This is a genomic window from Hydrogenophaga sp. ZJX-1 (assembly GCF_048590325.1).
Taxonomy (GTDB): Bacteria; Pseudomonadota; Gammaproteobacteria; order Burkholderiales; family Burkholderiaceae_C; genus Hydrogenophaga.
This window is the reverse complement of the sequence record NZ_JBMBRA010000003.1, coordinates 198,846-218,597: the sequence shown is the minus strand read 5'-3', so window position 1 is coordinate 218,597 and position 19,752 is coordinate 198,846. Positions and strand designations below refer to the sequence as shown.

Below are 19,752 nucleotides of genomic sequence, written 5' to 3'. Positions count from 1 at the left end.
AGTTCCCATGTCCCAACCCGATCTCTGCCCTTCCTGCGGCTCCTGCGGTTTTCCGATGCGCGAGCCGGCCGACTTCGCCGGCGGCCAGCCCGGTGCGGCCTATTGCAGCACCTGCGGCGATGAAGCCGGCCAGCTGAGGCCCTACGACGAGGTGCTGAGCGCCAACGCCGACTACCTCGTGCGCCAGCAAGGCCTGGACCCGGGTGCCGCGCGCGAGATGGCGCGGGCCCTGCTGGCCGCCATGCCGGCCTGGCAGGAGCGCGCGCCACGGCCATAAGGAGTCCCTCGTCATGCTGGCTACCTCTTCTGTACCCGTGAGCCTGGCACATGCCCAGTTGCGTGCCATCAACCACCGCGCCGTGCACGCGCTCGTGGTGCCCGACGCCCCATTCATCAACGCACTCGTCGATGACGACTTCCGCTTCACGGCCAGCGACGGCGAATGGGTCGATCGCGACGGTTACCTCGCGCGCATGCGCTCGCCCGCCAGGCTGCACAGTGCTTCGTGTGAGGGCGTCCGCGTGCGCCTGTACGGGACAGTCGCGCTGGTGCAGGGAACGGTTCAGACGCCGCTGGACGATGGGGTGGTCTCCCGGCTGCGCTACAGCGACGTGTACACGCTCCGCGGCCGGGCCTGGAGCCTGGTGAACAGCCAGCACACACTGGCGCAGGTGGGCGTGCCCATGTCGTCACGCACCGGCGTCGTGCCGCGGCACCTGCCCTGGAGCGGGCAAGACCCGCAGGGTGACGAACTCGCGGTGCTGCAGGCACTCAACGCGCAGTACGTACAGGCCTACCGCGACGCCGACGTGGCCTGGTACGACGCGCACTTTGCGCCCGACTACAACGCCGTGCAGGGCGATGGCACGGTGTGTGACCGGTCCGCGGCCCTGGCCCGGTTTGCTTTGCCGTCCTTTGCGACCGAGATGCGGGACTTCCCGGTGGATCGGGTCACGGTGCGGCGCTTCGGCGAGCTCGCGCTGATCCACGCCGAGAACGCCTACACGCTCAAGGACGGGCGTGAGGGCGTGAGCCGCTACACCGACATCTGGCACCGCCAAGGCGGCGACTGGCGTTGCGTGGCCGCGCACATCACGGAGCATCGGCAGCCGGTCTGAGGTCTGCGCCGAGCAGAGGATGCGAAGGTGACCCAGCAACCCCACCCCTGCTGCGTTGCCGTGTCCGCGGAGGACATCACGGTGCTGATCGCCGACGACCACGCCCTGGTGCGCGACGGCATGCGCGGCCTGGTCATCGAAGTGCTGGGTGAGGTGGGGGTCATCGAGGTCGGCGATGGCGACGCGCTGATGCGCGCAGCACGCACCCAGCCGCCAGCCCGGCTGGCGCTGGTGGACCTGAACATGCCTGGCATGGAGCGGGGCTTTCGCCTGGCCGAGCTCGCGCACCACCACCCGGGCCTTCCGCTTGTGGTGATTTCGGCGCTCACCTCGCCCGACGTGGTACGCCGCACGCTGGAGATACCGAGCGTGCACGCCTTTGTGCCCAAGAGTTCGCCCACCGAACAGATATGTGCCGCGATCGGGGCCGCGCTGCGCGGCGAGAAGCTGCCGTTCGCGCACCGCGCCGTCGAAGCCCAGCGCCCGGAGGTGGTGCTCACGCCGCGCATGGAGGAGGTGCGCCAGCTGCTGCGCCAGGGCATGAGCAACAAACTCATCGCGCGCACCCTGGGTATCAGCGAGGGCACGGTGAAGAATCACATGAGCGAGATCTTCAAGGCGCTGCAGGTGTCCAACCGCACACAGGCCGCCCAGCTCGATCCCGACACACTATGACGCCGCTCAGGGACGAGCGCCCCGACCCGGAGGACAACGCCCACACCGTCGCATCGCTCTGGGCCCTGCGGGCCTGCGAGCTGGTGTGCGCGCTGATGTTCGCGACGGCACTGCCCTGGCAACAGCCTTTCGCCTGGTTCTCCGTGATCGCGGCCATGGGCGTGCTGCGCTGGTGGCACGTCAACCGGCCGGCCTTCAGGGCGTTGCCCAAGCGCGACCGCCAGCGCGTCTACCGCATCTACATGTGGGTGCTGATGTCTTTTGTGGGCAGCGCCTGCTGGTTCCTCTACGTGCCCGGCAACGTGCCCATCCTGGCGGTGCTGATGAGCTATCTGCTCGGCAACGCCACCCTCATCGCGGTGCGTCTCACGGGCGATGTGGTGCGCACCACCATCGCGCTGTGCCTCGCGGTGCTGCCCACCTCGATCCGCCTCATCGTCGACGGCATCCGCGGCGACCACGCCTTGCTGGTGATGATGGGCACCGGCGGCATGCTCATGACGGTGACCATGGTGTTCCTCTCGCGGGCGCAGGAGATCGGCGTGATGCGCCAGGTCGAGCAGCGCCGTCGCGCCGAAGCCGCGGCCGATGCCGTCGCCGCGCTCGGGGTGGCGAAATCGCGTTTCTTCGCGGCCGTGAGCCACGACCTGCGCCAGCCGGTGCACGCCATCGGCCTCTACCTCGCGCCGCTGGCCGGCCTGGCACAGGCCACGCAGGACCGCGCGGCCCTGCGCGCCATCGATGGCATCACCCAGTCGTGGCGGGCACTCGATGACCTGCTGTCGCAAGTGCTGGACCTCACGCGCATGGACTCGGGCGTGGTGCAGGCCGATCTGCAGCCCACCGAGCTCGCTCCGCTGGTGGCTGGCCTGGTGCGTCAGCACAGCGCGGTGGCTGAGGCGGTGGGTGTGCGCATCGTCGCGCTCGTCCAGCCCGGCGCGTTCGCCATGGCCGATGGCCTGATGCTCATCCGCGTGCTGTCGAACCTGCTGGACAACGCGATCAAGTTTTCACCACCGGGCGGCACCGTGCTGCTGGCCCTGCGGCCGGGCGTCGGGCGGTGGCGCCTGCAGGTGCGCGACGCAGGGCCGGGCATCGCGCAGGCCGGACAGGCGCGCATCTTTGAGGAATTTGTTCAGGGCCACAACGAAGCGCGCGACCGCCGCCAGGGCCTGGGTCTGGGCCTCGCGATCGCGCGTCGTCTGGCGTTGCTGATGAACGGCGACATTGCCGTGCGTTCCGCGCCGGGCCAGGGTTGCTGCATGACGCTCACGCTGTCGCGCGCCGCACCCGCCGTCCAGGTGGACCCGCCGCAGAGCGGTGCGCACGACCCGGTGACGGTACCCAGTGCGCTCATGCCCGCCTTCCGCCCGGCATTGCCCGTGCCGCTGCTCGCGGTGCAGGAGGTGTTGCTGGTCGAGGACGACGCGCTCGTGGCCGCCGCCACCAGCGACCTGCTGACGCAATGGGGTTTGCGGGTGCGGCACGTGGAAACCTCGGCCGAAGCCCTTGAACACGCGGCCTACGGCCAGGTGGCCATCTGCGATGTGCGGCTGCCCCACGCCGCGTCCGGCCTGGAGCTCGCGATCACCCTGCGCGAGGCGGGCAAGCAGGTGCTGCTGATCAGCGGCGAGACCCAGGCCACGCTGCGCGACGCGGCGCGGCGGCATCAGCTGCGCCTGCTGATCAAGCCGGTGTCGTGCACGCAGCTGCTCACCGCCCTGCAGGACTTCTGAGCCCCCTGCAGGCCGCCCGGCCTGGCACCAGGGCATGACCAATTTCACGTGTTCAGGACCACCTTGCGTCGGTAGATTGAAGACCACCCCGCGCACGCCGTGTGCCGGGTCAACGCAAGGAGTTTTCATGAGGATCCTGTTCTCCCCTGTCCACGAGGTGCCCGCAGCGGTGCCCGCCATCACACCGCCGCAGCGCCGCCGTGCAGGCCGCTTTGCCGAGGAGCCCGGTACCCAGGCGGTGCGCCGCGTTTACAGCGCGCTTTGCCGTTTCACGCCAAGGCTGGCCGCCCACCTGGCGTACCGGCAGCTCGCCACACCGCCACGCGCGGCGGCGGGTCGCTGGCCTTCTTCCCTGCATGCGCCGATGCGCTCGCACCGCCTGCCCTGCGGTGTGGGCGAGCTGGCGGTCTACGAGTGGGGTCGAGGCCCGGCGGTCCTTCTGGTCCATGGCTGGGGTTCCAACGCGATGTGCATGGGCCGCATGGTGCTGCCGCTGCTGCGCGCAGGGTTCCGGGTGATCGCTTTCGATGCGCCCGCGCATGGCCAATCGTCCGGCCGCAGAACCGACATGGTGGCGTTCGCCTACGCAGTGACCGCGGTGGCCCGGCACGCGGGACCCCTGCATGCGGTGGTCGGCCATTCCTTCGGTGCTGCCATGACCTTGTACGCCGCGCGAGATTGGGGCCTGGCCACGTCGCGGCTGGTGCTCATCAGCAGCTTCGACCACTGCAACTGGTTCGTGGACCTGTTTGCGCAACACGTCGGACTCACCCCCGAAGTGATCGAGCGCGTGCGAGAGATGCAGGTTCAGCGCCAGGGCGGCCACTTCGACTGGGGCCGCATGTCGGTGGTCGAGATGGCCCGCCAGGCCCGGCTGCCGGCCCTGCTCGTCCACGACCAGACCGACGAAGAAGTGCCTTTCGAACACAGCCTGAAGATCGCTTCTGCGATCGATCATGCGGAGTTCGAGCGCACACGGGGTCTGGGCCACCACCGGGTGGTGCGCAACGCCGGGGTCATCCGCCGCGTGGTGGACTTTGTCGCCCACTAGGAGCCTCGCATGCAACACCCTGTTGTTCCCTCCGGACGTGCGCACGCTGGCCAGCTGGCCCTCGTGCTCGGCAGCGGCGGCGTGCGCAGCATCGCCGCGCTGGGCATCGCAGAGCGCCTCGCGCGCGAAGGCATACGTCCCGATCTCATCGTCGGCTGCAGCTCGGGCGCCCTGTTCGGCGCGCAGATCGCGCACGGCATGCACGGCGAGGAAGCGGTGTGCCTGGCCACCACCTTGTGGTCCGCCGAGCTGACGCAGCAACGCCGCTGGCGCGCCTACCCGCAGCTCGTTGCGCCGAAGCTCGCCGGCTTCGGCGCCGGCTTTGCCCTGCGCGACGACCGCTTGATCGCTGAGCGCATTGAAAGCGCTTTTGGTGACGTCCGTCTGGAGCAACTGCCGACGCCGCTGCGCGTGGCCGCCACCGACGCAACCACCGGGGAACCGGTGGTGTTGACGCAGGGACGCCTGGTGGACGTGCTGCGCGCCAGCATGGCGGTGCCCATCATCTTCCCGAGCGTGGAGGTGGCCGGCCGGCGCCTGGTCGATGGCGCACTCTCCGATCCCCTGCCGATCGCGGCCGCGGCCGATGCGCGCGTCGTGGTGACGCTCGGCTTTCGGGGCCGCATGCCGCGCCGGGTGGACCGCCTCTCGCGCCTGGTGGCCCAGACCAGCACCACGCTCATCAACAACCTGATGCAGGCGCGCACCGACGCCGCGCAGGCTGCGGGGCAGAAAGTGATCGCCATCGAGCTCGACCTGGACCGCCCCGTCGGCCTCTGGGAAACGTCGGCCATGCCTTACCTGTTCGAAGCCGGCAGGCGAGCCGCAGAGGCGCGCCTGCTCGACATCGTGGCCGTGCTGGAGCAGGCCGAAGTGCCATCCGAACGGCCACCCCTGCCGGCCTTCATGTGCCGGGAACTCCAGCCATGGAGCTGAATGGAACGCCCCCTACAAACACCACCACAACGATCACCACCTCAAAGGAAACGCCTATGACCCGCTCACACACACTCCACACCCCCCTCATCGGCGCAATTCTGCTGGCGGCCGCCAGCTTCGCGAGTGCCGAACCTTTGCGCATCGACGCGGCCCACCAGGCCTACCACGGCGGCGAGTACCAGCGCTCGCTGGTGCTCTACGAACGGCTCGCTGCGCAAGGCAACGCAGAAGCCGCCGAACGCGCGGGCTACATGCTGCTGCAGGGCGCAGCGGCCTACGGCCCGCAGATTCCCCGCGATCTGGCGCGGGCCACGGCGCTGCTGGAGCAGGCCGCAGGCGCGGGACGCCAGACCGCGCTGTTTTTTCTCTCGATGTTGGGCAGCGCGGATTGAGCTTCAGGTCATCGGCCGAGGAAGCGCGGGGTTCACCTCGGCTCGGTGCAGAAGACGCTTTGCCGTCTGGGGTGGTGTGCGTCGGTGTCCTGGCGCAAAGATCAGACACCCGACGGCGAGAGAAACTGGACGCTGGTCAATGACGGCCGCAATGCTTGAACTTGCACGCTGAGGAGATGAAAATTCAGCCGTTCGGCATCGCCACCGCGCGTCGGGGCCGGGCCCCGCCGTGCAACACACAGGAGAGCCCCCATGTCTTACATCGATGGTTTCGTGATCGCGGTCCCGACCGGGAAGCAGTCGCAGTTCATCGCCCACGCCAGCGCGGTTGACAGCGCCTTCATCGATCACGGCGCGACGCGGGTGGTCGAGTGCTGGGGGGCCGATGTGCCCAAGGGCAAGACCACCGACTTCCAGGGCGCGGTGGCGGCGCAGGACGACGAGACGGTGGCGTTCGCGTGGATCGAGTGGCCCGACAAGGCCACGCGCGACGGGGTGATGGGCCGGATGGACGAACTGGCCAAGACCGACCAGCGCTTTGACCCGGCGAAGAACCCGATGCCGTTCGACGGCAAGCGGCTGATCTACGGCGGCTTCGAGCCGATCGTCGAGCAAGGCGAGGCGGCCCCCGACTGCTACGTCCAGGGCTTCGTCATCCCGGTGCCGGCGGGCCGGCGCGAAGACTACCGCCAGATGGCCGAAGAGGCGTGGGTGCTGTTCAAGGACTACGGTGCGCTGCGCGTGGTCGAAGCCTGGGGCGACGACGTGCCCGATGGCAAGCTCACCGACTTTCGTCGCGCCGTGAAGGCCGAGCCGGGCGAGAACATCGTGTTCGCTTTCATGGAATGGCCGTCGCGCGAAGTCTGCGACGCCGCACAAGAAAAGATCATGAAAGACGATCGCATGAAGCCGCCCGAGGGCATGGACTGGCCGTTCGACGGCAAGCGCATGATCTATGCCGGGTTCACCCCGGTCGTGACGCTGGAGAAGTGACATGAGCAACCCCAAGGGCGATTTCATCTGGTACGAATTGCTGACCACCGACGCCGACGCCGCGCAGCGCTTCTATGGCGATGTCGTCGGCTGGAAGGCAAGCGACAGCGGCCAGCCGGGCATGGACTACCGCATCCTCGACGCGGGTGACGGCCAGGCGGGCGGCCTGATGCAGATCAACGAACAGATGCCCGGTGCGAAGCCGGTCTGGCTCGGTTATGTCGGCGTGCCCGACGTTGACGCCGCGGTTGCCGACTGGACGGCCGCAGGCGGCAGCGTGCAGATGCCCGCGATGGACATCCCGAACGTCGGGCGGATCGCCATGCTCGCCGATCCGGACGGCGTGCCGCTGTACGTGATGCGTGGCGCCAGTGATGCGAGCAGCACCGCGTTTCGCGTCGCCGATGCGCGCCATGTGCGCTGGAACGAGATCGCCGCCAAGGACGATGCGGCGGCGCTCGGTTTCTACAAGGCGCGCTTCGGCTGGGAGGTTGTGGGTGCGATGCCCATGGGCGCGATGGGCGACTACCACCTGCTCGCCGCCAACGGCGTCCGCATGGGCGCATTGATGCGCAGTCCGGCCGGCCAGGAGCCGCGCTGGATGTACTACATCGGGGTCGGTGACATCGATGCGGCGATGGAGCGGATCCAGACGGGCGGCGGCCAGGTGCTCAATGGCCCGCACCAGATCCCCGGTGGCGAATACACCCTCCATGCGCGCGACCCGCAAGGCGCTGTTTTCGGCCTCGTCGGCCCGCGGATTGCGTAGCCGTGACCAGGCGGACCAAAGCCGGATCCTGATCGCGGTGAAGGCCTGTTTCTGCGCGAATCACGGCCCGAGCTTCAGGGGGCGCCGGGCCAGTTTCAGGCTCGTGGCTGAAGTTGTTGAAGCCGATGAATGCGTGGCCGGCCTCGGTGGCGACCCACTTGAGGGACGGCGATAGGCTGGGTCCAGGTATTGGAAACTGACGCTTGAACGTTCACGAGTTTTGTCACCTGGCATTGGCAGAGCCGGGCCTCAAACGACTGCTTGACCAACCAGACCGGTCACACGATCGAAGCCAGGCAGACAGGCTCGCTGGAACGACTGCTCACGCCAATGATGAACTGGTGCTCCCGACCTGGAGGCGTCGGTCATGACCGAGAATGCCAGTCGCCAACGAGCGCGGAACAGGGGGCAGCGAGTAGCCGTCTGTGACCAACTGGCACATGCGATCAAACGCGAATGCACCACACCACCAGTTGCCGACGAAGTGACAGCCCATCAGGTGAGACGAATGTACGTCGAACACCTGCCATCGGGCCCGTCCTCGACGGCGTTCAGGTCGCCCGGTCTTGGCGCAGGCGCCTGACTTCGGCTTCCAGCGCGGCAATGCGCTGGTCACGAGATTCGATGGCGGCCTCCACGTCCGCGGCCTCGAACCGTTGCGGTATGTGCTGTGGGCAGTTCACGTCCCACGCGGTCACCGTGAACAGCAGAACCTGCTCGGGCCGCGCACGATAGTCCATCGGCATGAGTTGCTGGACGAGTGCATCATCACCTTCGACCACGCGAGCCGTGCCCCAGATCTTGATGCGGCGCCGGTTCGCATAGTCCATGAGGAACAGGTGCGCTTTCGGGTTCTGTTCGAGGTTGCCTTGCGTGATGTACTGGCGATTGCCCGCAAAGTCGGCGAACCCGATGGTCTGGTTGTCCAGCACGCGCAGGAACCCGACCGGCCCACCGCGGTGCTGGATGTAGGGTTGACCTTGCGCGTTTGCAGTGGCCAGGAACACACTTCTCTGCGCTTCGATCTCGGTCTTCAGCTCGGCGGTGATCAACCGTTCCCAAGAGCCGCCTTGTTCCATGCGGGCGTATGCGTCGCGCGACCCTTTGCGGGTCTGGATCGCCTTGACGACGTCGGTGAATGCCACGTCGCTGGTGTACGTTGTGTGGCGGTCCATGATCACAGCCCCAACCGGGAAAGCCCGGGGTGGTCGTCCGGTCGCCGACCGATCGGCCAGTGGTACTTGCGCTCGCCCTCGGCGATCGGCAGATCGTTGATGCTCGCGATACGGGTGTGCATCAGGCCCTCGGCGTCGAAGGCCCAGTTCTCGTTGCCGTAGCTGCGAAACCACTGCCCGTTCGCGTCGTGCCATTCGTAGGCGAACCTGACCGCGATGCGGTCCTCGGAAAACGCCCACAACTCCTTGATGAGCCGGTAGTCGCGTTCGCGCTGCCATTTCTGCTCGAGAAAGGCTTCGATCTCGGCGCGGCCCTGCAGGAAGGTGGACCGGTTGCGCCAGCGGCTGTCGGGCGAATACGCCTGGGCCACGCGCGCGGGGTCACGGCCGTTCCAGGCATCCTCGGCCATGCGCACCTTCTGGATGGCTGTCTCGTGCGTGAACGGTGGAAAGGGTGGACGGGACATGGTCAAGCCTCTGGTGGATCGTTCGGTGTCTCTGAGGACGACGTGCGCCGTGGCAGCGTCGTCCCTGCGAGGGAATCTTGGATAGTCAGGCGGCGAGGGCCTGCGCCGCCGGGAAGTCGATCTCGGTTTTTGCGACTTCGTTGATGTAGTTGGTCCAGGTGTTCAGCGCCACGTGCTGGACGATTTCGACGATCTGCGCGTCGTCGTAGTCGGCCATGCGCACGGCCTGCACATCGGCGTCGGACACGTGCCCGCGTTCGCGAACCACCTTGACGGCGAAGCGCACCGCCGCTTCGGCCTTGGGGTCAAGCGAGCCCCCATGGCGATTGGCGGCGATCTCGGCGTCGCTCAGTTTTGCCAGGTTCTTGCCCAGGTAGGTATGGGCCGACAGGCAATAGTCGCAACCGTTGACCTGTGCCACCGCCAGCGCGATGCGCTCGCGGGTTTGTGCCGGCAGACTGCCTTTGGCGAGCGCGCCGGACATCCCCAGGTAGCCCTCCAGCGCGGAGGGGCTGTTGGCGATCAGGCGGAAGAGGTTCGGCACAACGCCAAGCTGCTGGTTGACCGCCTCGAGTTGCGCTTGCGCAGCGACAGGGGCAGCTTCGATGTTGGCGGGGGTGAGGATGCGGGACATGGTGTTGACTCCAGGGGTTGGTTGGGTTGGGCCGGTGCATTCCGGTGAAGGAGACTGTAGATATTCCCAATGCCAAGCACTAGACTGTCATCTTTGGAATGTTTATCTCGATTATTGAAATAATGGACCGACTCGAAGCCATGACCGTTTTCGCCGCCATCGTTGATGGCGGCAGCCTGTCGGCGGCCGGGCGCAAGCTCGGCGTCCCGCTGGCCACCGTGAGCCGCAAGCTGGCGGATCTGGAGGCGTACCTCAAGACGCGCCTCATCACACGCTCGACGCGCAAGCTGGTGCTGACGGATGCCGGGCGTGACTACCTGGCCGCGTGCCGGCAGATCCTCGAGCAGGTTGACGAAGCCGAACGCACTGCCGCCGGTGCGTACGCCAAGGTCAGGGGCCAGCTCGTGGTTGCGGCGCCGATCGTGTTTGGCCGTTTGCACGTGGTGCCGGTGGCCGCCGAATTTCTCGAACAGCATCCCGAGATCGACATCCAACTCCGGCTCGGCGATCGCAACGTCAACCTGATCGAGGAACATGTCGATGTGGCGCTGCGCATCGGCACGCTGCCCGACAGCGGCCTCGTCGCGACGCAGGTCGGTGCCATTCGCCGAGTGGTGTGCGCGAGCCCCGACTACTTGCTTCGGTTCGGCACCCCGTTGGCACCGGACGATCTTGCGGTTCACCGCTGCATCAGCTTCGACGGTCTGGACTCGGCCACCGCTTGGACATTCGTTGGCAAGGACGGCGAGAAGCGGCAAGTTGCCATCCACACGCGCCTGACGGTCAATACAGCAGACGCTGCCATTGCAGCATCGACCCTTGGTCTGGGCCTGACGCGCGTGCTGTCGTATCAGGTCGCCGATGCCTTGAGCGATGGGCGCCTTGTTCGTGTGCTGAGCGACAACGAGCCTCCAGCGGTGCCTGCGAGCCTGATCTACCCTGGGCAGGGGCGACTTCCCATGAAGACCCGGGCATTCATCGACTTTGCAGTGGTTCGGTTGCGGGAGCGCATGCAGGCTCTGGAAACAGCGGCCACCTCGCTACCGCAGTCCACCCCATTGCAGCGTGGCCGATAGAGATTTCAAGTTTGAAATGGGAATTGGGACTCGATAGCTGGGCGAAACAGGCCGAACCCGATTCGCTCGACCTGAGATGTCGTCGACTGATCGGTAGAGAGTTCTGAATTCGGTGACCGCTCCAGGCCGGGATCGCGGGCTCGCGGCCACCCGCCTATAACCGTCATCCGATCAGGCGCCGACAGATCGGCGGGTCTTCGAGTCGACGAACTCAACATCTCGGCCACGGGCGGCCATCGATCAAGCTAGTAAGCGGTCGATCAACGCTCAAGTTCAAGGGCGCGCGCTTGGCGTGGCCGAAGCGTGCGCTGGTGGAGGCGTCCCCTGCAACGCCAAGTTAGGCGCTGGTGGATGGCGCATGACTGCATGCTTAGCAGTTGCCCTTTTTGGCTTGACCAGGCGGACAGAACTTCCCGCCGCCAGAGTCATGCCGGCCGGCGGGGTCGACGACAACCGAGCCCGACGGCGTGTAGACGGCGCAGCCAGCGATGGACGATGCAAGAACAACCATTGCAATCAGTGCTCTCATGGGGTGGCCTTTGTTGACGAGTTGGCGTTTAGTTTACGGCAGTGGCTTGGCCACCGAGGAGGCGGCTCGTGTGGCCTGCGCACGCGGCGTATTCCGCGAGGGCCAAACGTTTGAGCTAACCGGCATTTTTCGGCATAGGGAAATTGGGCGAGAATGAAATGAAGTCCAATTTCCCTATGCCGAAAAATGTCCGGTTGAGCGAATGGTTAGGCGGCTGTGCGAGCACGCCTAGGAATCAACTAGTTTCAAGCGAAGAACTGGCCGGCCGGGTTTTCGGCGGGCGACCTCTTGGAACCCAGTTCGGTCATACATGGTCTTCGTACCGAACCACAGTGACTCGGCTTCGGGTGTTTCAGAAAGATCGACTGGATAGGCTTCCAGCAATTGAACACCTTGAGCCTTAGAATATTCAATTGCGCCAGTCAAAAGTTGCCTAGCGACACCTTGACCACGATACTGTGAAGGTACGACAAAGCAGATGATGGACCATACCGGTAATTGATCTACAGGTTTCATCACTGTAGAGCGCGCCAGTTTGGAAAAGCCCTCCCTCGGCCCCAGGGATACCCATCCAACAGGAACTCCATTCCTGTATCCGAGCAGCCCTGGGGGAACATCGCCTGAAGCGAGTGCATACAAATCTGCGCGATTTCGGCTACTCTGGCTTTCATCTGGCTGCAATGTAGGCGCCTTGCCGCTGCGCCGGTAATACATGCACCAACAACCACGGGCGATTGAGCATCCCTTTGCATGGAAGATCGTCTCCAGATCGGGCCAGCGATCTTCATTCAACGGTTGAATGTCTAAGGTCATGGGGTCAGACGCCTAACTTTGATGTAGTTCGTGTTTCACCAGATACCCACAGTAGCCACGAGATGACATGGCACCTCAGTCTGAAAATTGTGTTTGCATTCATGAGGTTACATCGGCATACCGGATGCATGGACAGGTATAGCAGATCTGACAAAGTTCGTGAGGGTGTTGCCGCCCCTCTGCAGTCCAAACGTTTGCTGGATCAGGTTCGCGAACGAATCAGGTATTTGCACGATAGCTGGCAGACTGAGAGAGCTTATGTGCACTGGACGCGTTTTTTTTGCTTTGGTCCGGCAGTCAGGGTGGCATGCGGCATCCACGCGACATGGGTGTTGGCGAGGTGGAGGCCTTTCTCACCATGCTCGCCAACGAGCGACAGGTTTCACCCGCGACACACAGGCAAGCGCTCAATGCCATCCTTTTCATGTATCGGCAGGTCCTGGGTATGGAATTGCCATGGATGCAGCAAATAGGCCGCCCTGCAGAGCGCAAGCGCATTCCGGTGGTGTTGACCCAAGAAGAAGTCCAACGGGTGTTGTGCCTGATGACGGCCGACGAGGGTTTGCTGGCTCGCTTGCTGTATGGCACGGGTTTGCGTTTGACCGAAGGCCTTTCGCTGAGGGTGAAGGATCTCGATTTCGACCGCCACGCAATTCATAGGGGAAACGGCAGCGCGCGCCCGTTGGTCAGTTTGGGCATCGCCGCCTGGAACAGGGGGCGCGCCAGCCAATCGCTCAGCCAAGCCTTCAGCGCCGGCAAAGGCTGCCCCTCAAGCCACCCCGGCTCCACCGCAGCGAACTGCCGCACGAACGGAAAGATGGCGATGTCGGTGGCGCACGGGGCAGGGCCGCCGAGCTGGCCGGTGCTTTGCAACTGCGCGTCCAGCGGCTTCAACAGCATGTCCACCGCCTGCTCGCGGTGGCGCGCTCTGGAATCCACACCATCGAAACGCTCGGGGTATTTGTACCGGTCCAGGTGGTGTTTGAATCCGCCATCGCAGATGGCCAGCAGATCGAGGTTCACCGGACTTTGCGCACGCGCCCACCAGCCCTCGACGTCACCGGTTTCCACAAAGGCCCAGCGCATGATGTCCAGGCTCTGTTCCAGCACCTGCCCGTCTGGCAGCCGCAGCACGGGCACCGTGCCCTTGGGGGAGAGGGCCAGCATTTCGGCGGGCTTGTCGCGCAACACGATCTCGAACGCATCAAACGCCGCGCCCGCCTGCAACATGGCCATCCGTGCGCGCATGGCGTAGGGGCAGCGCCGGTAGGTGTAGAGCAGCGGGGCGGGTGCGGCGGTCATGGCTTGGCATTACATCGCAAACCTCCGCGCCGCGGGCGCCGCCGTTTACCATCCCCACCATGACCCAAGACATTCAAGACCCGATCCACGAAGACCGCGTGTGGAGCGACGAGCACTGGACCGCGCGCGTGATCAAGAACGAAGACGACGATGGCTGGGCGGTGGCCATGTTCCTGGACGGCCAGGTTGAGCCCGCGCTGGTCGGCCCCTGGACCATGGGGCGCAACAAGAAGGACCCCAAGCCGCTGGACACCAGTGCGTTCAACACGCTGGTGAAGACGGCCAAGGAAGTGATCCGCCGCTCGGAGCAACAGCGCCATGCCGAGCTGAACAAGAACGTGAGCATCACGGTGGGCGGCCAGCGCATCCGCGTGGAGCTGGCCATCGTGCCCGACGAAGAGGGCGCCACCGCCACGCTGCGCGCACTCAACGAGTTTGACGAAGAGCTGGCCCTGGTGTCCGCGCCGCCGAACTTCAGGCTCAACACGGCCAGTGCCGAGGCCTGGGTGGTCTCGGGTTTTGAAAAGCCGCGCACATGATCGACGGACTCATTGCCGGCCGCCTGATGGGCGACGCCTCCCGCCGCGTGGACAAGGCGGGCCGCACCTACATCGTGGCGCGCGTGCTGGCGCGCAACAAGATGGACGAGGAGTTCATCGTCAACGTGATCGCGTTCGACGAGGCGCCCTGCGCCGCGCTGCTGGCCCTGGCCGATGGCGAGGCGCTCACGCTGTCGGGCGCGCTGACGCCCAAGGTGTGGACCGACAAGCAGGGCATTGCCCGCCCAAGCCTGGATTTGATCGCCGCGCAGGTGATGACGGCCTACCACGTGAGCCGCAAGCAGGCGGCGCTGGGTGGCGGGCCGGAGTCCGATTCGCGGTAGTCCGGCCGCTGGTGCGGCTACACGCCTGGCGAACTGACACGCCAGCTTCATACGCCTGACATCGAAACCCTGAAAACTGCAGCGCTGTTGCAATTGTCTTTGGAGTGTTTCGATGGATCGTCGTCTTTTCATGGCCCAAGGGGCCCTTCTCGGGGGTGCCGCGGTGGCACCAGTGTCGCGTGTCTGGGCGCAGGGCGCCGCCGCACCCGCCATCATCACGCGCGATGGCGTGCGCCCGCAAATGGCCCATGGCATCCAGAGTGGTGACCCGAAGGCCGATGGCGCGGTGATCTGGACGCGCAGCGACCGCCCGGCACGCCTGTGGCTGGAGTGGGCCACCACCGCCAGCTTTGCCAATGCCACCCGCGTGCGCGGCCAGCACATGCTGGAGGACTCCGACTTCACCGGCCGCGTCGACCTCACCCGGCTGCCCGCCGGTCAGGCCATCTTTTACCGCGTGGTGCTGCAGGACCTGCACAACGAGCGCGTGCTCTCGGAACCCCTGCAAGGCCATCTGCGCCTGCCACCGGCGGCCACCCATGGACGGGCCACGCGCGACGTGCGCTTCGTCTGGAGCGGTGACACGGCCGGGCAGGGCTGGGGCATCAACGAGGCTTGGGGCGGCATGAAGATCTACGAGCAGATGCGCAAGACCAACCCGGACTTCTTCCTGCACTGCGGTGACACCATCTACGCCGACGGCCCGATCAGCGCACAGGTGAAGCTGGCCGATGGCAGCCTGTGGAACAACGTGGTCACCGAAGAGGTGAGCAAGGTCGCCGAGACGCTGAACGAGTTCCGTGGCCGCTACCGCTACAACCTGATGGACGCCAACGTGCGCCGCATGGCCGCCGATGTGCCCCAGATCTGGCAGTGGGATGACCACGAGGTGTGCAACAACTACTCGGATTCCAAGGACCTGAGCGACGACAAGCGCTACACCGAGAAGAACGTCCCGCTGCTGGTGGCGCGGGCCACCAAGGCCTTCAACGAGTTCGCACCGATGCGCCGCACGGCCGATGTGGAGTCCGAGCGCGTGTACCGCCACCTGCCGCAGGGCCCGCTGCTCGATCTGTTCGTGGTGGACATGCGCAGCTACCGTGGCCCCAACACCGCGAACATGCAGACCAGCGAAAGCGCCGACACCGTGTTCATGGGCAAGCCCCAGCTGGACTGGCTGCTGGACGGACTCAAACGCTCAAAAGCGGTCTGGAAAGTGATCGCCGCCGACATGCCACTCAGCCTGCATGTGGCCGACGGCAAGGAAAAATGGGAAGCCATTGCCAACGGCGAAAACGGCGCACCCAAAGGCCGGGAGCTGGAGTTGGCCGGTCTGCTGCGCGCGATCAAGCGGGCGGGGATCAAGAACGTGGTGTGGCTCACCGCCGACGTGCACTACACCGCGGCCCACTACTTCGATCCGGCCCAGGCGCAGTTCAGCGATTTCTCGCCGTTCTGGGAATTTGTCTCCGGCCCGCTCAACGCGGGTGGCTTCGGCCCCAACAAGGCCGATACCACGTTCGGCATGCAGGTGGTGTACCAGAAGGCGCCCACCGAGGTGAACGCACCGCCCACCAATGGCCTGCAGTTTTTCGGCCAGGTCGACATCGACGCCCGGACGCGCGCGATGACGGTGACGCTGAAAGACCTCGCAGGGGCTTCGCTCTTCAGCAAGACGCTGGCGCCACAACGGGGATAAGCGCCGCTTTGCCGCGCCTGGGAGCCGGGCGTTCGGGTCAAGGTCCACGCCTGGCCGGAGATGCTTGAGCCAGCGCAAGCAAGGCTCCCACGGCATGGGCGAAAATTTGCCCATGGAACTCAGTGAACTGGGCATGGATGCATGGCTCGCCCCCAGCATCAGCGAACTGGCGGCGCTGGACCTGTGTGCTGCCCGGGTGACGGCGGTGGACCGGGGCCGTTACCTGGTGCGCAACGAAGCGGGCGAGGTGCCCGCCGAGCTGACGGGCAAGCTGCTGCATCTGGCCGAAAGCTCGGCCGATCTGCCCTGCGTGGGCGACTGGGTGGGCGTGCGTTACCGCGATGGCGGCACCCAGGCGAGCATCCACACGGTGTTGCCGCGGCGCTCGTTCCTGCGGCGCAAGGCCGCTGGCCGCGACGTGGAGTTCCAGATGATCGCCGCGAACATCGACGCGGCGTTCATCGTGATGTCGTGCCATTTCGATTTCAACATCCCCCGGCTGGAGCGTTACCTGGTGATGACGCGGGACGGCCACATCGAACCCGTGGTGCTGCTGACCAAGACGGACCTGATCAGCCCGGAAGCGCTGGAGCAGCTGATCGGGCAGATACGGCGCGTGGGCGTGGAGGCCCGGATCGTTTGCGTCAGCAGCGTGACCGGCTCGGGCGTCGAGCAGGTGCGCGAGCTCATGACACCGGGCAAGACTTACTGCCTGCTGGGTTCATCGGGCGTGGGCAAGACGACGCTGATCAACCGCCTGCTGGGCGACGGCGATCTGGAAACCCGCGAGGTCAGCCACACCGGCGAGGGCCGCCACACCACCACGCGGCGGCACCTGATCGTGCTGGCGCACGGCGCGCTGTTGATCGACATGCCCGGCATGCGCGAGCTGGGCCTGCTCGGTGCGGGCGAAGGCATCGAAGACAGCTTCGCCGACATCGCCGCGCTGGCGCGCCAGTGCCGTTTTCCCGATTGCACGCATGGCAGCGAACCGGGCTGTGCGGTGCGTGCCGCGATCGACCGGAACGAGGTCAGCGAAGCACACCTGCGCAACTACCTGAAGCTGCGCAAGGAGTCCGAGTTTCACGAGCTGTCGCTCACCGAGCGGCGCAACAAGGACCGCGCGTTCGGCCGCTTCTTGCACAACTACAAGAAGCAGAAGGGCGGGCGGGACCGGGATTAGCCGCCACCGCTCAGCGCCGCTGCGGCCACAGGCGGACGGCGAGTGCCGCCAGGGCGCTGGTCGTGGCCAGCAGCACGACCGCGATCCAGCCACCGTGAGCGAGCAGCAGGCTGCCCAGTGCTGCGCCGCTGGCCATGCCGATGAACATGCCAACGAAGAGCACGGCGTTCAGGCGGCTGCGGGCGGCGGGGTCGATGCCGTAGACGATGGTCTGGTGGGCGACGAGCATGGCCTGCGCGCCGAGATCAAAGCCGATGGCGCCCACCGCCAGCAGCAGCAACTGCGCGTGCGGTGTCAGGAGCGGCCCCAGCGCCATGGCCGCGAACGCCGCCACCACCAGGCCCGCACCCAGGCGGGTGACGCGTTCCGGTCCGTGGCGATCGGACAAGCGGCCGGCTACGGGCGCCGCCAGCGCGCCGGCCGCCCCCGCCAGGCCAAAGGCGCCGGCGGCGGCGCTGCCCAGGTGGAACGGCGCGTCGTGCAGCATGACGGCCAGCGTGGACCAGAAGGCGCTGAACCCCACCGAGAGCAGGCCCTGCGCCAGCGCCGCCCGGCGCAGCGGCGCGTGGCGCATCCAGAGCTGCCAGAGCGAGCCGAGCAGGGCGCCGTAGGGCAACTGGGTGGTTGGGTGGAAACGCGGCAGCGCCCGCCAGAGGGCCACGCCGATGGCGGCGATGCTCGCGGCGGCCAGCGCGAACATCGTGCGCCAGCCGAACTGTTCGGCCACGAAGCCGCTGACCACGCGCGAGAGCAGGATGCCCAGCAGCAGCCCCGTCATGACCGTGCCCACCACCTTGCCACGGTGCGCATCGGGTGCGAGCGTGGCGGCGGCGGGCACGATGTCCTGGGCCAGGGTGGCCACCAGCCCGATCACCAGGCTGGCCGCCAGCAGCACCGCCATGGAGGGGGCGGCGGCCGCGGCGAGCAGGGCCGCGACCAGGGCGGCGGCTTTGAGCAGGATGATGCGGCGCCGGTCGTAGCGGTCACCCAGCGGCGCCAGCAGCAGGATGCCCAGCGCGTAGCCCAGCTGTGTGAGCGTGGGCACCAGGCCCACGGTGCTGGTCGAGGCGCCCATGCCCGCGGCCAGTTCGCCCAGCATGGGCTGGCTGTAGTAGATCGACGCCACCGCCAGACCGGCGCCGCTGGCCAGCAGCAGCACCAGGGGTGTTGGCAGGTGCACGGCGCAGGCGCCCGCTTCTTCCAGTGGGGCGGCGGCGAAGTTCCCATTCGATTCGTGTATGGATTTCATGGTCAATGGGTGGTGAATTTTGTTGGTGTGGATCGAGTTTCAAGGCTTTGATGCACGGTGTGAAGGTGCAAAGGTTGAACATCTGACATACGATGAACGCATGACCAAAAGACCCACAACCGCGCGCGCGATCACCGCAACGCCAGCACCGCAGGTGGGCGCGGGTGACCGCCTGCAGCTGATGGCGACGTTCGTGCGCATCGTGGAGGCCGGCTCCCTCTCGGCCGCGGCGGCCCGGATGCAGTCCACCCAGCCCACGGTCAGCCGCCGCCTGCAGGCCCTGGAGCAATCACTGGGGGTGCGGCTGCTGCAGCGCTCGACGCATGCGATGCGCCTGACGGTGGACGGCGAGCGGTGTTTCGAGCGCGCCAAGGAGCTGCTGGCCAGCTGGGCCGCCTTCGAGGCCGACCTGCGCGGTGCGCAGGAAGAGCCAGAGGGCTTGTTGCGGGTGCGCGTGCCACACGCCTTCGGCCAGGAGAAGTTTGTGGAACCGCTGGCCCGGTTTCTGCGCGAGTGCCCCCGCGTCTCGGTCGAGTGGCTGCTTCAGGACGGGGTGCGCGACTTCATCGCCGAAGGCGTGGATTGTGCGATCCAGGTGGGTGCGCCGACCGACCCGTCGGTGGTGGCGATCAAGCTCTCGGAGGTGCCCCGCATCGCGGTGGCCGCGCCGTCGGTGCTGGCCAGCGCGACGGTGCCGCAGGCTCCTGGCGATCTGGCCGCTCTGCCCTGGCTGTCCCTGCGCACCTACTACCGCAACGAAATCGCACTCACCCACCGGGTCACCGGCCAGAACGAGCGCATCGCGCTGCGGCCGGTGATGAGCACCGACAACCTGTTCGCCCTGCGCAGTGCCGCCTTGCTGGGGCTGGGGGTCTGCGTGGGTTCGGCCTGGATGCTGGCCGACGACATCGCCCAGGGGCGGCTGGTGCATGTGGCGCCGGACTGGCATGCCGCGCCGCTGCCGGTCTACATCGCCTACCCGCACGCACGCTTCTACCCGTCGCGCCTGCTGCGCTTCGTGGCCTTGATGCGCGACGCCGTCGCGCCGGCCATTCAAGGCTGACTGATA

At 66.4% G+C, this 19,752-nt stretch carries 21 protein-coding genes and 2 pseudogenes; 17 read left to right on the top strand and 6 right to left on the bottom strand.

The window, feature by feature from the left end:
* Positions 1–7 precede the first annotated feature (7 nt).
* The 10 genes and pseudogenes from ACN5W5_RS09860 to ACN5W5_RS09815 all read left to right on the top strand — a co-directional run bounded on the left by ACN5W5_RS09860 (position 8) and on the right by ACN5W5_RS09815 (position 7,673).
* Positions 8–277: a zinc ribbon domain-containing protein gene (locus tag ACN5W5_RS09860; RefSeq protein ID WP_420048364.1), complete on the top strand. Its 270-nt coding sequence runs from the start codon at positions 8–10 to the stop codon at positions 275–277.
* Positions 278–290: 13 nt separating this feature from the next.
* Positions 291–1,118 carry a nuclear transport factor 2 family protein gene (locus ACN5W5_RS09855; protein ID WP_420048363.1) on the top strand — a complete coding sequence of 276 codons (828 nt, stop codon included), beginning with the start codon at positions 291–293 and terminating at the stop codon, positions 1,116–1,118.
* 27 nt (positions 1,119–1,145) lie between these two features.
* Entirely contained in the window at positions 1,146–1,793 is a 648-nt protein-coding gene (locus tag ACN5W5_RS09850) for a response regulator transcription factor (RefSeq protein WP_420048362.1), read from the top strand.
* Positions 1,790–3,529, top strand: a complete 1,740-nt coding sequence (locus ACN5W5_RS09845; RefSeq protein ID WP_420048361.1) for an ATP-binding protein — start codon at positions 1,790–1,792, stop codon at positions 3,527–3,529. The genes ACN5W5_RS09850 and ACN5W5_RS09845 overlap by 4 nt, the downstream gene beginning before the upstream one ends.
* 127 nt (positions 3,530–3,656) lie before the next feature.
* Positions 3,657–4,580: an alpha/beta fold hydrolase gene (locus ACN5W5_RS09840; RefSeq protein ID WP_420048360.1), complete on the top strand. Its 924-nt coding sequence runs from the start codon at positions 3,657–3,659 to the stop codon at positions 4,578–4,580.
* A 9-nt stretch (positions 4,581–4,589) separates the two neighbouring features.
* Positions 4,590–5,516, top strand: a complete 927-nt coding sequence (locus ACN5W5_RS09835; RefSeq protein ID WP_420048359.1) for a patatin-like phospholipase family protein — start codon at positions 4,590–4,592, stop codon at positions 5,514–5,516.
* Between the two features lie 56 nt (positions 5,517–5,572).
* Positions 5,573–5,911, top strand: a complete 339-nt coding sequence (locus tag ACN5W5_RS09830) for a hypothetical protein (RefSeq protein ID WP_420048358.1) — start codon at positions 5,573–5,575, stop codon at positions 5,909–5,911.
* A 252-nt stretch (positions 5,912–6,163) separates the two neighbouring features.
* Positions 6,164–6,523, top strand: a pseudogene (locus tag ACN5W5_RS09825) (DUF1428 domain-containing protein); the annotation flags it as partial.
* On the top strand, positions 6,515–6,904 hold the full coding sequence (locus tag ACN5W5_RS09820; protein WP_420048734.1) for a DUF1428 domain-containing protein: 390 nt from the start codon (positions 6,515–6,517) through the stop codon (positions 6,902–6,904). The pseudogene ACN5W5_RS09825 and the gene ACN5W5_RS09820, both read left to right, overlap by 9 nt.
* Position 6,905: 1 nt before the next feature.
* Complete coding sequence (locus ACN5W5_RS09815) at positions 6,906–7,673, top strand: VOC family protein (RefSeq protein WP_420048357.1); 768 nt, start codon at positions 6,906–6,908, stop codon at positions 7,671–7,673.
* A gap of 551 nt (positions 7,674–8,224) precedes the next feature.
* On the opposite strand, the gene ACN5W5_RS09810 is transcribed toward ACN5W5_RS09815, so the two are convergent.
* The 3 genes from ACN5W5_RS09810 to ACN5W5_RS09800 all read right to left on the bottom strand — a co-directional run bounded on the left by ACN5W5_RS09810 (position 8,225) and on the right by ACN5W5_RS09800 (position 9,949).
* The gene (locus ACN5W5_RS09810) at positions 8,225–8,848 is read right to left on the bottom strand and encodes a pyridoxamine 5'-phosphate oxidase family protein (RefSeq protein ID WP_420048356.1); all 624 of its coding nucleotides are present in this window, start codon (positions 8,846–8,848) and stop codon (positions 8,225–8,227) included.
* A gap of 2 nt (positions 8,849–8,850) precedes the next feature.
* Positions 8,851–9,315 carry a DUF1348 family protein gene (locus ACN5W5_RS09805; RefSeq protein ID WP_420048355.1) on the bottom strand — a complete coding sequence of 155 codons (465 nt, stop codon included), beginning with the start codon at positions 9,313–9,315 and terminating at the stop codon, positions 8,851–8,853.
* Between the two features lie 85 nt (positions 9,316–9,400).
* Positions 9,401–9,949: a carboxymuconolactone decarboxylase family protein gene (locus ACN5W5_RS09800; RefSeq protein ID WP_420048354.1), complete on the bottom strand. Its 549-nt coding sequence runs from the start codon at positions 9,947–9,949 to the stop codon at positions 9,401–9,403.
* 122 nt (positions 9,950–10,071) lie between these two features.
* Between ACN5W5_RS09800 and ACN5W5_RS09795 the strand changes: the two genes are divergently transcribed.
* Complete coding sequence (locus ACN5W5_RS09795) at positions 10,072–11,025, top strand: LysR family transcriptional regulator (protein WP_420048353.1); 954 nt, start codon at positions 10,072–10,074, stop codon at positions 11,023–11,025.
* 757 nt (positions 11,026–11,782) lie between these two features.
* Here the strand turns inward: ACN5W5_RS09795 and ACN5W5_RS09790 are convergent.
* On the bottom strand, positions 11,783–12,367 hold the full coding sequence (locus ACN5W5_RS09790; protein WP_420048352.1) for a GNAT family N-acetyltransferase: 585 nt from the start codon (positions 12,365–12,367) through the stop codon (positions 11,783–11,785).
* Between the two features lie 307 nt (positions 12,368–12,674).
* On the opposite strand from ACN5W5_RS09790, the pseudogene ACN5W5_RS09785 reads away from it, so the two are divergent.
* Positions 12,675–12,764, top strand: a pseudogene (locus tag ACN5W5_RS09785) (phage integrase N-terminal SAM-like domain-containing protein); the annotation flags it as partial.
* 257 nt (positions 12,765–13,021) lie between these two features.
* Here the strand turns inward: ACN5W5_RS09785 and ACN5W5_RS09780 are convergent.
* Positions 13,022–13,669: a glutathione S-transferase gene (locus ACN5W5_RS09780; protein ID WP_420048351.1), complete on the bottom strand. Its 648-nt coding sequence runs from the start codon at positions 13,667–13,669 to the stop codon at positions 13,022–13,024.
* A 59-nt stretch (positions 13,670–13,728) separates the two neighbouring features.
* Here ACN5W5_RS09780 and ACN5W5_RS09775 point away from each other — a divergent pair, with 59 nt between their 5' ends.
* From ACN5W5_RS09775 to rsgA, 4 genes are all read left to right on the top strand, one after another.
* Entirely contained in the window at positions 13,729–14,208 is a 480-nt protein-coding gene (locus ACN5W5_RS09775; RefSeq protein ID WP_420048350.1) for a hypothetical protein, read from the top strand.
* The gene (locus ACN5W5_RS09770) at positions 14,205–14,552 is read left to right on the top strand and encodes a single-stranded DNA-binding protein (RefSeq protein ID WP_420048349.1); all 348 of its coding nucleotides are present in this window, start codon (positions 14,205–14,207) and stop codon (positions 14,550–14,552) included. Before ACN5W5_RS09775 ends, ACN5W5_RS09770 begins: the two co-directional genes overlap by 4 nt.
* Before the next feature lie 112 nt (positions 14,553–14,664).
* Positions 14,665–16,251, top strand: coding sequence for an alkaline phosphatase D family protein (locus tag ACN5W5_RS09765; protein WP_420048348.1), 1,587 nt, complete (start codon positions 14,665–14,667; stop codon positions 16,249–16,251).
* A gap of 112 nt (positions 16,252–16,363) precedes the next feature.
* The gene (gene rsgA, locus ACN5W5_RS09760; protein WP_420048347.1) at positions 16,364–17,434 is read left to right on the top strand and encodes a ribosome small subunit-dependent GTPase A; all 1,071 of its coding nucleotides are present in this window, start codon (positions 16,364–16,366) and stop codon (positions 17,432–17,434) included.
* 10 nt (positions 17,435–17,444) lie between these two features.
* On the opposite strand, the gene ACN5W5_RS09755 is transcribed toward rsgA, so the two are convergent.
* The gene (locus tag ACN5W5_RS09755) at positions 17,445–18,683 is read right to left on the bottom strand and encodes an MFS transporter (protein ID WP_420048346.1); all 1,239 of its coding nucleotides are present in this window, start codon (positions 18,681–18,683) and stop codon (positions 17,445–17,447) included.
* 100 nt (positions 18,684–18,783) lie between these two features.
* Between ACN5W5_RS09755 and ACN5W5_RS09750 the strand changes: the two genes are divergently transcribed.
* The gene (locus tag ACN5W5_RS09750) at positions 18,784–19,746 is read left to right on the top strand and encodes a LysR family transcriptional regulator (protein WP_420048345.1); all 963 of its coding nucleotides are present in this window, start codon (positions 18,784–18,786) and stop codon (positions 19,744–19,746) included.
* Positions 19,747–19,752 lie beyond the last annotated feature (6 nt).